Genomic DNA, 12452 nt, shown 5'->3' on the forward strand with positions numbered 1-12452 from the left:
AAACCTTATTTGTGGGTATATATAGTTTGTATATATATTTTAATTATGGTAATATAATTTAATATAATTAATCGTAAAATACATTAGAAAAAGGTGATGAATTTGACTAAATTTAAATATGCTTTTGACAATAAAAGATATCATACATGGAATTATTATCTTAGAAATACATTCGGTGAAAAAGTATTTAAAGTATCTATAAATGCAGGTTTTACTTGCCCTAATATAGATGGAAAAGTATCCTTTGGCGGATGTACTTATTGTAGTAAAGAAGGTTCTGGTGATTTTGCTGGAAACCCTAAAGATAATCTTATAAAACAATTTGATGATATAACACAAATGATGCATAAAAAATGGCCTAATGCCAAATATATAGGATATTTCCAAGCTTTCACAAATACTTATGCTCCTGTTGACATTTTAAAGGAAAAATATGAAACTATACTTTCTCTAGATAATGTTATAGGACTTTCTATATCTACAAGACCTGATTGTTTAGAAGATGATGTAGTCGAGTATTTAAGTGAACTTAACGAAAGAACAAATTTATGGGTTGAACTAGGACTTCAGACTATACATGACTCTACATCTAAATTAATAAATAGAGGTCATGATTATAATGAATTTTTAAAAGGGCTAGAAAAACTAAAGGCTAAAAATATAAAAGTTATAGTTCATATAATCAATGGACTTCCAGGAGAAGACTATAATATGATGATGGAAACAGCTAAAGCAGTTGCTAATATGGGAGTTGATGGTATAAAAATACATCTGCTTCATGTTATAAAAGATACTCCTATGGAAAAAATGCTTCAAAATGGTATGCTAACCTTAATGAATCAAGAAGAGTATATAAATTTAGTTTGTGATCAACTTGAAATTCTACCTGAAACTATGATTGTTCATAGACTTACTGGAGATGGTAAAAGAGATGAACTTGTCGGTCCTTTATGGAGTTTAAAAAAATGGGAAGTTTTAAATGCAATTGATGATGAATTAAAAAAACGTAATTCTTATCAAGGTATAAAATATAATAAGTAATATTTTTATAAAGGAGTACTTATATACTTTAATTAATAAGTACTCTTTTATTATTGTATTTTATATATAAATAAAGCTGAACTCAAACATTATTTATTTGAGTTCAGCTTTTATATTAATTAAAAATATATACTTAATTTAAAATTAAGCTTGCTTTCCAAAGTGTCTTTCTAATAATCCTAAGAATGCTTTACCATGTCTAGCTTCATCTTTACACATTTCATGAACTGTATCATGTATAGCATCTAATCCTAACTCTTTAGCTTTCTTAGCTATTTTTAATTTTCCTTCAGTTGCTCCGTATTCAGCTTCAACTCTAGCTTTTAAGTTAGCTTTAGTATCGGCAACTACAACTTCACCTAATAATTCAGCAAATTTAGCAGCATGTTCTGCTTCTTCAAATGCTATTCTTTTGTAAGCTTCTGCAACTTCTGGGTATCCTTCTCTATCAGCTTGACGACTCATAGCTAAGTACATTCCTACTTCTGTACATTCACCAACAAAGTTAGCTCTTAATCCCTCTAACACTTCTTCATCTACACCTTGAGCTGCACCTATTCTGTGCTCATCTGCCCATACCATTTCGCCTTTCATTTCTTCAAATTTATCAGCTCCAACTTTACATACTGGGCATACCTCTGGTGCAGTTTCCCCCTCATGTATATATCCACATACAGTACAAACAAATTTTTTCATATTATTACTCCTCCTATATTATATCTATAATTTATATTCAAAATATATTTATCAACTTTAAGATAATATATATATACCCGCTAGATATTATCTTAAACAATAATTTTAAATTTTTTATAAATATTATAATTTAGGAAGTTAATAATAAAAATTTCACTTTGCTTGAGCTAGCATTTCGTCAACGATGTATTCTTTCTCACGATATATATACATCAGTTGCTCAAAATATTTCTATGCTATCACTTTTCTTAAGCTTATAAAATAAGTTAAAGCAAAGAATACAGATGATATAAGAACAATAGTAGCCCCTGTTGCACATCCGAAATGATATGATAAAAATAATCCTAAAATCCCTGATATAACTGCTATTGATATAGAATAAATATGGTATTGTCTTATATTATTTGATATATTCCTTGCTGATGCAGCTGGTAAAATCATCATAGAACTTATAACTAATATCCCAACCCATTGAATTGAAATAGTTACTATAATCGCTACTAATATAGTAAATACATATTCATAAAATTTAATATTTATACCTCTACTTCTTGCAAATGTATGATTTATACTAACTAATAAAAATTTGTTAAAACAAGTAAACCAAATTAATAATACGGCTATAAATGATATTATAAGCATAAAAATATCATTATTACTTATACTTAATAAGTCACCTATTAAATATGCTGAATATTTATTAAATCCACCATTATAGGATAATATAACTATACCAAGTGCCACCGCCGAAGATGAAAATACACCTATTATTGTATCTACTGATGCAGTTTTAGCATTTTTTACATTTATAATCGCTATGGTTAGCAATATTGAAAATGCTAACATTGATACTAGTGTATTATCAACTCCAAGCATTACTCCAACTGCTATTCCTGTTAAAGCAGAATGACCTAATGCATCTGAGAAAAATGACATTTTATTATTAACTACCATAGTCCCAAGAATTCCAAACATAGGAGTTACAAGTAAAACCCCTAATAATGCATTCTTCATAAAGTCATACTGTGCCCATTCAAAGGGAAATAAGAAATCAATGATACTATACCAAAGTGACATTATCTCATTCCCCCTCTTCCTATTTTATCTATCTTCTTATTCAACTCTAATCCAAAAGTATCTATAACACTTTTATTTGAAAATACTTCTTCTGGCTTACCTACACATTCAATAGTTTTATTATTTAAAAATGCAACCCTATCTGCATAGTCATATACTACATTTAAATCATGAGAAACCAATATTATAGATAAATCATAATTTTCTCTTAGATTAGATACTATACTATAGAATAATTTAAGTCCATTTTGATCTATACCTGATACAGGTTCATCTAGCAATAATATATCTGGTATAGGTTCAAGTGCAAGAGATAAAAGAACTCTTTGTAATTCTCCTCCTGATAATACCCCTAACCTTTTATTTATAAGATTTTCTCCCTGAACTTTTCTTAAACTTCTTAATGCAACATCTTTTACTTTTTTGTCAGGAGAAAAATAAACTGGTCTATTGCTTTGTGTACATGCAAATACATCAAGCACGCTTACTGGAGAACTATAATCAAAGTCAAGTTTTTGAGGTACATATCCTATAATCGGTCTTCTTGACATCTTTTTATTTCCATCTACAAATGTTAAACTTCCAGAGTACTCATTTTCTCCAAGTATTGCCTTTAGCAATGTACTTTTTCCTGCTCCATTGGCTCCTATTAATGCCGTTAATTCACCACAGTGTACATGAAGATTTACATCTTTTAAGATTTCTTGATTTCCCTTAGTAACACATAAGTTTTCTATTTTAGTGCAACAAAACCCACTACTACATTTATTAAAATCTGATTTATTATTTTTAAATTCCATTATTTAAACGCCTCTTTTAAAGTTTCTAAATTTTTGTTCATGATATCTATATATGAAGAATTTTTCGACTCTTCAGTAACTATAGGATCTAATGTATATACTTTAACATTAGTTTCTTTTGATATAGTTTCTGCTGCTTTTGTTGAGTACTGTGGCTCTACACATATAGCTTTAACATCTAGTTTTTTTATTTTTTCTATAATTTTTTGTAACTCTTTTGCGCTAGGCTCTGACCCTGCCTCTCTTTGTACCACTCCAACTATATTAAGCCCATATTCTTTAGCAAAATAAGGAAAAGCCTCATGGAATGTAACTATATTTTTATTTTCTAGATTGTCTAATTCACTATGTATTTTATTATCTAGATTTGTTAACTGCTCTATATATTCTTGAGCATTTTGACTGTATTTTTCTTTATTTATAGAGTTATACTCTATAAGCTTATTTTCTATATTCTCTACTTGCTTTATAGCATTTTCTACACTTAACCAAACATGAGGATTATACTCTTCATTATGGTCGTGATCATTATCATGCTCGTGGTCATGGCTATCTGATTCATTCATATAATCTGATTTGATTAACTCTATCCCTTCACTTGCATCAATTATCTTTAAATCTGGTTTTTGCTCTAATGCCTTATCTAAAAATGATTCCATACCAGCACCATTTATTATAAATATATCACAATCTTCTAGTAACTTTATATTATCTGTAGTTAATGAATAATCATGTAAACATCCTGTAGCTGAGTCAGTCATGTTTATCAATTCCACATTATCTATATCTTTAACAACATTTGAAGCTAATAAATACATAGGATAAAATGATGTAACTACTTTTATGCTATCTTCTTTTTTATCTTCACTACTTCCTGATTTATCATTAGTATTTGAACTACATCCTGTTACAGATAAAATTACTAAAATTAAAATAGTTAATATTTTTTTTAATTTACTTTTCATACATAATCCTCCTTAATCGGTATCTATTATAAATTATATTACTCTTATTTTATCTGGATACCCTTACTATTTATTTTATAATATACATAGTTATTATAATTAATTTATTATATTTTAAAACTATTGATAATGATTTTCATATAAAAAATATCATCTAATTCTATTTTTGTCAATATATTGATAGTTAATTTAAAATTTACATATTGTAAATATATAAGATTATTGATAACATTAAATTAATTATAATTATAACTTAAATAGAGGTGTAAAAATGTTTGTAAATACCCATACTTTAATAGCAAAATCAATAATCAATAACATAAATGAAAATAAACATTTTTTTGTTAACGAAAAACATTTCATTTACGGAAATATAAAACCAGATTTATCTTCTAAATATTTTTTTAAGAAACATTATTTAAAAGAATCTTACGACATGATTGAATCTAAAGTAAACTATTTATGTAACCTTAGCTTAAATTGCTTATCTAAATATTTTTCAGTTGGTGTATTAAGCCAAGAACTAGGAGTTATCTGTCACTTTTTATGTGATTTTTTCTGTGTACCACATAGCTATAGATGGGAATTCAAACATAGTATGAAAAAACATATCTCTTATGAAACTGAATTAAATACTATAGCTAAGGAAACTAATTTAAATAAATTTAGAGGCGACGATATAAAATATGATTCATTTAGAGAGTTTTTCAATTCTTTATATATCGAATATCAACAAATTTTAGATCATAGAAATGATTTATTATTTTCTGTATATGCCTGCAACAGTGTTATAAATTATATACTAGACTCTATATTAAAAAATACAGTTCAATCTTATAGTGTAGCAAAACTTTTTTAGGTGTTGAATTTATTCAACACCTTTTATTTTTTCAATTATAATTATAATATCTGCCAACACTCTTAACCTTATAATTTGCAAGTTCTTTTACTGTATCTCTTGAATTATCCATTGCAAAACTATATTTATTTCCTCTCTATAACTCTAATAATCTTAGCCTTAAATCATTAAGTGCATTTTTAGTAGCCCTAAGCCTAATCTCTTCTCTGTTTCCATGTAGTATATATTTATTTACTGTAGTTTTTCCATTTATATAAATTCCTATATAAACAAGTCCTACAGGTTTATCACTCGTTCCTCCTTCTGGGCCAGCTATTCCAGTGGTTGATATTGCTACATTAGTATTAAAATTTTTCGCAATCCCTTTTGCCATCTCTCTAGCAGTTTCTTCACTAACAGCTCCGTATTCTTCTAATGTATTAGGATTTACTCCCAATCTATTTATTTTTGATTCATTAGAATATGTAACACATCCTTCCATAAATACAGAAGATATACCCGGATAATTTATAAGTGTCGCACTAACAAGTCCTCCTGTACAAGACTCAGCTGTAGATATTGTTAGCTTCTTTTCTATTAGCATTTTTGAAACAACTGTTTCCATTGATATATTATCTTGTGCATAAATAAACTTTCCAACTCTATCTTTTATTTTTTCAATTATCGGCTCAATCATATTATTTGCATTTTCTTCATTATCGGATTTAGCAGTTATTCGCAATCTTAATTCCATATTTGATATGTATGGAGCTATTGTAGGATTATTTTGTTCATTTATTATATCTATTATTTTAGATTCTAGCACAGCTTCTCCTATACCAAATAACTTTAATGTTCTTGATACTAATATTTCATTACTCATATCTTTTAAATATGGCTTAACTTCATCTTCAAACATAAGCTTCATTTCCTTAGGGGGTCCTGGAAGTATTATTATATACTTATTATCTTTTTTTAATATCGCACCTGGAGCCGTTCCATTTTTATTTTTTAGTATTATTGCACCTTTCGGAAAGTATGCTTGTTTTTTATTATTTTCAGTCATTTCTATTCCTAATTTATAAAAAAATTCCTCTATTTTTTCTAATGAATTTTTATCTATTTCCATCTTTTGATTAAAAACCTTACATGCAACTTCTTTAGTTATGTCATCATTAGTAGGCCCTAGTCCACCTGTTGTTATTATTATATCACTTCTTTTTAATCCTTCTTCAAATGCATTTATAAGCCTATCTTCATTATCCCCTACACTACTTTGATAATATACATCTATTCCGAGTAATGCCAACTCTTTAGCCAAATATGTAGCATTTGTATTTACAATATCCCCTAAAATTATTTCAGTTCCTACCGAAATTATTTCAGCGTTCATACTTATCACCTCATAGTTATAATTTTAAACTTTTTTTATAAATTTAATGTAATAAAATCATATTTTTTATTTGTATATAGATGTCTTAATTATAAATCATCTCTCTTTAAATATTTATAAATATTATTAGTCTAGTTTATTTTTATGAGTTATAATATATATAGTTTTATACATGAACTATAATAGTTTAAATTCTAATACTAGATAATACATATTTCAATATTTATATTATAGTTTATAATTTATAGGAGGGGGTTTATTATCAAAAAGTTTGCTTATATATGTTTAATTTTAGTACCAATCGGAATTTTTTTTATAGGTAAATATAAACTTAATGAGTGTATTCAAAATTCAAATTATAGTGATGAATATACGAAAGTTGATTCAACTCCTACATTTTCTTATTCTACTATTCCAGAAGATGTAAAAGAAAAAATGCTAGGACTTTCTATGCCTGAGGATGTACCTATAGATTTTGATGAGCTTAGTTATTTAACTTTAAGTTATTATGGCTTTGATGGAAATACTCATGTTGGTGAAATGATTATCAATAAAGAAGTTGCATCCGAAGTTGTTGATATATTTAAAGAAATCTATGAAAAAAAGTATCCTATTGATAAAATAAAATTAATAGATGAATACAATGCAGTTGATGAGCTTTCCATGAGTGATAATAATAGCTCTTCTTTTTGTTATAGAACTATAAAAAACACAAATATTGTATCTAATCACGGAAAAGGTCTTGCCATTGATATAAATCCTATTCAAAATCCTCATGTTGTTGGAGATGATATTAGTCCTAAGAATGGTTATAACTTTAAAGATAGAACTAATATTAAGCAGGGTATGATAATAGAAGGTGACGATTTATACAATGCATTTATAAAAAAAGGCTGGACTTGGGGAGGCCACTGGAAAAATCCAGACTATCAACATTTTGAAAAGAAACTAAACTAAAAATTTAAAATATAGGTGATATTATGAATTTAATGACATTAGAAAATATAAGTAAGAGCTATTCAGAAAAAATCTTACTTAAAGATATCTCATTTGGTATTAATGAAGGTGAGAAAATAGGTATTATAGGAGTTAATGGCACAGGTAAATCTACTCTTTTAAAAATTATAGCTGGAGCTGAAGTTCCTGATAATGGTACTATCATAAAAGCTAATAGGGTCAAAGTTGAGTATCTACCTCAAAATCCAGACTATAACGAAGATTTTACAGTTTTACAACAAGTATTTAAAGGTACTTCTAGTGAAATGAAACTTCTACTTGAATACCAAGAAACACTAGATACCTTATCTAAAGATTATAACGATAATTTAAACAGTAAGCTTATATCATTACAAGAAAAAATAGATGCTCTTAACCTTTGGGATTTAGAAAGTGAGGCTAAGACTGTCTTAACTAAACTTGGTATAACTAACTTTAGTCAAAAAGTAAAGGAATTGTCAGGTGGTCAAAGAAAAAGAGTTTCTTTAGCATCTGCACTTATTACTCCATGTGAATTACTAATATTAGATGAACCGACAAACCATTTAGATAATGATACCATTGATTATTTAGAGGAATATCTAAATTCAAGACGTGGCTCTCTAATTATGATAACTCATGATAGATACTTCTTAGATAGAGTTTCTAATAGAATCATAGAACTTGATAAGGGTAGATTATTTAGCTATGATGGTAACTACTCTACATTCTTAGAAAAGAAAATGGAGCGATTAGCCCTTGAATCTAGTATGGAGGAAAAGAGACAAAATTTAATAAGAAAAGAACTAGCTTGGGTAAAACGTGGCGCTAAAGCCCGTACTACAAAACAAAAAGCTAGACTTCAAAGATTTGATGAATTACTAAATAAAGATACTTATACTCCAGATGAAAAGATGGATATATCTGTTGGATCTACAAGACTTGGTAAAAAAATAATTGAAATGCATCATATATCTAAAAAATTTGATGATAAAGTTCTTATTGATGATTTAGATTATACTATAGCTCGTACTGATAGAATTGGTATTATAGGTAAAAATGGTATGGGTAAATCTACTCTTATTAAAATATTAAACGGAGAAATTTTACCAGATAGTGGTAATATAGAAATCGGCGAAACAGTCAAAATAAGTTGTTTTAGCCAAGATGATTCACATATGCATCCTGATATGAGAGCTATAGACTATGTAAAAGAAGCTAGTGATTATATAGAAACAGCTGATGGAGCTAAAATATCAGCTTCTCAAATGTGTGAAAAATTCTTATTTAATTCTACTATGCAATATAGCTTTATAGGTAATTTATCAGGTGGTGAAAGACGTAGACTTCACCTACTTAGGACTTTAATGCTTGCTCCTAATGTACTTTTACTTGATGAGCCTACAAATGATTTAGATATAGCTACACTTAACATACTAGAAGATTATCTAGATGAGTTTAATGGAATAGTAATAACAGTATCTCATGATAGATATTTCTTAGATAGAATATGCAACAAAATATTTGCATATGAAGGAATTGGTAAAATCCATATATTTACTGGAAATTATAGTGATTACAGTATATATAGAGAAATCCAGGGTATTGAATTTAAAGAAGAGGTTAAAGAATCTCCTGAGAAAACACCTTTAAAAAAAGAAAAACCTAAACCAAGTAAAAAGCTTAAATTTACTTATAATGAGCAACGCGAATTTGAAACTATTGATAGCGATATAGAAAAACTTGAACAAAAAATAGAAAAACTTGAAAATGATTCTATTAAATTCGCAACTGATTTTGTCAAACTTCAAGAAATACTTAATGAAAAAACTAATTCCGAGGCTGAACTTGAACACAAGTACGAAAGATGGGAATATTTAAACAACTTAGCTGAGGAAATTGAAAATTCTAAGAATTAAGAGTTATCCATTGGATAACTCTTCTTTAATATAAATTTATATCTTATCGATTATATCAAAACTATATATAATATGATCAATTACATCTTCATAGATAGGTTCTAAATACTTATCTACCATTACTCTCAAGTCATAGACTCCTCTTTTTCCTTTAGATACAAATATATAATCGCAAGTTCCATCTATGCCTTCCCCACATATAAGCTTTCCTTCACAATTTCCATTATTAAAATTCACAGACTCTATACATCCCATATTATTTGCTACTCTTTCTAAATCTACACAATAAGACATATTTTCTGGTATTTCAATTAAAAAAACCTGCATCTTTATATTAAATATAACATCTCCATCAAAACTATCTATAGCTACTGCATCAAAACAATTTTTATTTTTAGGGTCTAATTTAATCCAATCTTTTGGGATATCTATCGTAAATCCTAAGTCACTTATTTTATTTTCAAACTCCATATTAATCTCTTTATTTAAATTCTTATTTTCTTTATATCTAAGTTCTCTTAATGGAAGTCCTGCTCTCTTAAATCCATTTTTATACGCTTTCATAAGATACTCTTTAGCTTTAGCTATATCTTTGTCTATTCCTAATCCTTCTTTAAACAACCTTCCTAATTCATATTGAGCTTGAGAGTTGTCATTATTGGCACATCTTGTTAAATATATAATTGCATTTTCATAATCTTCATCCTCTAAAAGCTCTAATCCTCTATCAAAATCGTTAGTACTATGCCCTTGATTTTTTAATGTTTTTCTAATTATTTCTTGTTGAAACTTAAGTTCTTTTGCTCTTTTCTGTTCATTAAACATTTCTCTAAATATCTCATTTATAGCCATATACTCACCCCATAAATGTTTACTTTACACTATTATTTTATTTTTAAATTTAATTTATGTTACGAAATACTTTCTATTAAATTCCCCTTAATATTTTAATTACTTACTTTAATCTAAACTTTCAAATAATTTAAATATATAGTTGACTTTTATCTAAAGTTAATTTAATATATTAGAAAAGTTAATATATTAAATTCAGTGATAAAGAGAGTAAATTAAGTGGATTTTATAGAGAGCCAAGGATGGTGGAAGCTTGGTAATGAAATTTAATCGAAGAGAGCTTTTGAGAATGTTACCTGAAACTAAGTATGGTAACAGGCTATCTAGCCTTAACAGATTTGAGTGAATAAATCATATTTATATGTTTTATTAATTAGAGTGGTAACGCGGATATTTCGTCTCTTGGTTTTTAACCAAGAGACTTTTTTATTATAAATTTTTACTAATATTCAACACAAGGGAGGAATGTTTATGGAAAAACACATTATGTCAACAAATGAAAACCAAAGTAAGAACTTATTTAAATTTTTAATACCATCATTACTTGGACTATTATTATTTGTAATACCACTTCCATATGGTAATTTATTTAAACTTGATGGTTTATCTCCTATTAATATAGGAATCGGATTTTTAGCAGAATTAATAAAAATAATTGCTGCTGACTATCTTATTAATATCGCTTTAGTTGTTATACTTGCATCTGCTATATTGTCAGTTATTAGTAAATTCATAAATATAAAAAATGAATTTCTAAATAATATTTTAAATGTGTCTCCACTATGGCTGACATTTAGACTATTAGGTGCACTATTTATATTTATGACTGTATTTAAAGTCGGACCTGAAATTATACATTCAGAACTTACTGGTGAAGTTGTTCTTGGTTTATTACCTAGTTTACTTGCAATATTTTTAGTATCTGGATTTTTATTACCATTAGTTGTTGATTTTGGGCTTATGGATTTACTTGGAACTTTAATATCTAAGTATATGTATAAGTTATTTAAAGTTCCTGGTCGTGCTGCTATAGATGCAATTTCATCTTGGCTTGGAGATGGGACTTTAGGAATCATGATTACTGATACCCAATATAAACAAGGTTTTTATACAGCTAAAGAAGCATGTATAATTTCGGTTTGTTTCTCTTTAGTTTCTCTACCGTTCTCAACAGTTATAGCGGATCAACTAGGATTTATGACAATGTTTGTTCCATTTTATTTAACAGTATGTCTTGCATCATTAGTTTGTGCTTTAATTATGCCTCGTATATATCCGTTAAATAAATTTAAAGATTCTACATATAACAATGTTGAACATTTAAAAGAAGAATTAGTTCCATCAGGAACTAACCTATTTAGCTTTGGTCTAAAAAAGGCAATAAATAGAGCTTCTACTGCTCCATCTTTTAAAGATATTATGATAAATGGATGCAAAACTGTAATAGATATGTATTTAGCACTTTTACCACTTGTTATGGCTTGGGGTACCCTAGCTTTAATAGTTGCAGAATTTACTCCATTTTTCAATATTATATCGATACCAGTAGTATTTATACTTAAATTATTAGGAATACCTAATGCAACAGCCGCTGCTCCTGCTGTATTGGTAGGATTTACAGATATGTTTTTACCATCAATAATGGTATCTGGAAATGAAATAAGCCAAATAACACAATTTATAATAGGTACATTGTCTATAACTCAATTAATATACTTAACTGAGACTGGAGCAGTTATATTAAAATCAGATATTCCACTTAAATTAAAAGACTTATTTATATTATTTATAGTGCGTACATTAATATCACTACCTGTAATAACAATTGTTGCAAAATTAATATTTAGCCTATAATTAAGAAGTTATTTCTATATATATATAGAAATAACTTCTTCT

Annotated in this window: 11 protein-coding genes and 1 other annotated feature; of the genes, 5 read left to right on the forward strand and 6 right to left on the reverse strand. The window is 27.5% G+C overall.

The window, feature by feature from the left end:
• Positions 1-102 precede the first annotated feature (102 nt).
• Complete coding sequence (locus CRIB_RS08095) at positions 103-1041, forward strand: TIGR01212 family radical SAM protein (protein WP_180701883.1); 939 nt, start codon at positions 103-105, stop codon at positions 1039-1041.
• 144 nt (positions 1042-1185) lie between these two features.
• Here CRIB_RS08095 and CRIB_RS08100 read toward each other — a convergent pair whose 3' ends face one another.
• The 4 genes from CRIB_RS08100 to CRIB_RS08115 all read right to left on the reverse strand — a co-directional run bounded on the left by CRIB_RS08100 (position 1186) and on the right by CRIB_RS08115 (position 4579).
• Entirely contained in the window at positions 1186-1737 is a 552-nt protein-coding gene (locus CRIB_RS08100; RefSeq protein WP_180701884.1) for an NADH peroxidase, read from the reverse strand.
• A gap of 231 nt (positions 1738-1968) precedes the next feature.
• Positions 1969-2814: a metal ABC transporter permease gene (locus CRIB_RS08105; RefSeq protein ID WP_180701885.1), complete on the reverse strand. Its 846-nt coding sequence runs from the start codon at positions 2812-2814 to the stop codon at positions 1969-1971.
• A complete protein-coding gene (locus CRIB_RS08110) occupies positions 2814-3614 on the reverse strand; it encodes a metal ABC transporter ATP-binding protein (RefSeq protein WP_180701886.1) in 801 nt (266 codons plus the stop codon). Before CRIB_RS08110 ends, CRIB_RS08105 begins: the two co-directional genes overlap by 1 nt.
• Positions 3614-4579, reverse strand: a complete 966-nt coding sequence (locus CRIB_RS08115; protein WP_180701887.1) for a metal ABC transporter substrate-binding protein — start codon at positions 4577-4579, stop codon at positions 3614-3616. The genes CRIB_RS08110 and CRIB_RS08115 overlap by 1 nt, the downstream gene beginning before the upstream one ends.
• A gap of 271 nt (positions 4580-4850) precedes the next feature.
• Here CRIB_RS08115 and CRIB_RS08120 point away from each other — a divergent pair, with 271 nt between their 5' ends.
• Positions 4851-5438 (forward strand): zinc dependent phospholipase C family protein, encoded by a 588-nt coding sequence (locus tag CRIB_RS08120; protein WP_180701888.1) that lies wholly within the window; start codon positions 4851-4853, stop codon positions 5436-5438.
• A 136-nt stretch (positions 5439-5574) separates the two neighbouring features.
• Here CRIB_RS08120 and CRIB_RS08125 read toward each other — a convergent pair whose 3' ends face one another.
• Entirely contained in the window at positions 5575-6810 is a 1236-nt protein-coding gene (locus tag CRIB_RS08125; protein ID WP_180701889.1) for a competence/damage-inducible protein A, read from the reverse strand.
• A 435-nt stretch (positions 6811-7245) separates the two neighbouring features.
• Between CRIB_RS08125 and CRIB_RS08130 the strand changes: the two genes are divergently transcribed.
• Both CRIB_RS08130 and CRIB_RS08135 read left to right on the forward strand, forming a co-directional pair.
• Positions 7246-7767, forward strand: a complete 522-nt coding sequence (locus tag CRIB_RS08130; protein WP_180701890.1) for a M15 family metallopeptidase — start codon at positions 7246-7248, stop codon at positions 7765-7767.
• Positions 7768-7790: 23 nt separating this feature from the next.
• The gene (locus CRIB_RS08135) at positions 7791-9704 is read left to right on the forward strand and encodes an ABC-F family ATP-binding cassette domain-containing protein (protein WP_180701891.1); all 1914 of its coding nucleotides are present in this window, start codon (positions 7791-7793) and stop codon (positions 9702-9704) included.
• A 36-nt stretch (positions 9705-9740) separates the two neighbouring features.
• On the opposite strand, the gene CRIB_RS08140 is transcribed toward CRIB_RS08135, so the two are convergent.
• Positions 9741-10556 (reverse strand): tetratricopeptide repeat protein, encoded by an 816-nt coding sequence (locus CRIB_RS08140; RefSeq protein ID WP_180701892.1) that lies wholly within the window; start codon positions 10554-10556, stop codon positions 9741-9743.
• Between the two features lie 189 nt (positions 10557-10745).
• Positions 10746-10962: a binding site (T-box leader), on the forward strand.
• Between the two features lie 65 nt (positions 10963-11027).
• Between CRIB_RS08140 and CRIB_RS08145 the strand changes: the two genes are divergently transcribed.
• On the forward strand, positions 11028-12410 hold the full coding sequence (locus CRIB_RS08145; RefSeq protein ID WP_243633497.1) for a YjiH family protein: 1383 nt from the start codon (positions 11028-11030) through the stop codon (positions 12408-12410).
• Positions 12411-12452 lie beyond the last annotated feature (42 nt).

It is taken from the genome of Romboutsia ilealis, assembly GCF_900015215.1.
GTDB classification, from domain to species: Bacteria; Bacillota; Clostridia; order Peptostreptococcales; family Peptostreptococcaceae; genus Romboutsia; species Romboutsia ilealis.

Coding starts and splice junctions, on each gene's coding strand:
- CRIB_RS08100 (WP_180701884.1), bottom strand. CDS start 1,737: ATGAAAAAATTTGTTTGTACTGTATGTGGATATATACATGAGGGGGAA.
- CRIB_RS08105 (WP_180701885.1), bottom strand. CDS start 2,814: ATGTCACTTTGGTATAGTATCATTGATTTCTTATTTCCCTTTGAATGG.
- CRIB_RS08110 (WP_180701886.1), bottom strand. CDS start 3,614: ATGGAATTTAAAAATAATAAATCAGATTTTAATAAATGTAGTAGTGGG.
- CRIB_RS08115 (WP_180701887.1), bottom strand. CDS start 4,579: ATGAAAAGTAAATTAAAAAAAATATTAACTATTTTAATTTTAGTAATT.
- CRIB_RS08120 (WP_180701888.1), top strand. CDS start 4,851: ATGTTTGTAAATACCCATACTTTAATAGCAAAATCAATAATCAATAAC.
- CRIB_RS08125 (WP_180701889.1), bottom strand. CDS start 6,810: ATGAACGCTGAAATAATTTCGGTAGGAACTGAAATAATTTTAGGGGAT.
- CRIB_RS08130 (WP_180701890.1), top strand. CDS start 7,246: ATGCTAGGACTTTCTATGCCTGAGGATGTACCTATAGATTTTGATGAG.
- CRIB_RS08135 (WP_180701891.1), top strand. CDS start 7,791: ATGAATTTAATGACATTAGAAAATATAAGTAAGAGCTATTCAGAAAAA.
- CRIB_RS08140 (WP_180701892.1), bottom strand. CDS start 10,556: ATGGCTATAAATGAGATATTTAGAGAAATGTTTAATGAACAGAAAAGA.
- CRIB_RS08145 (WP_243633497.1), top strand. CDS start 11,028: ATGGAAAAACACATTATGTCAACAAATGAAAACCAAAGTAAGAACTTA.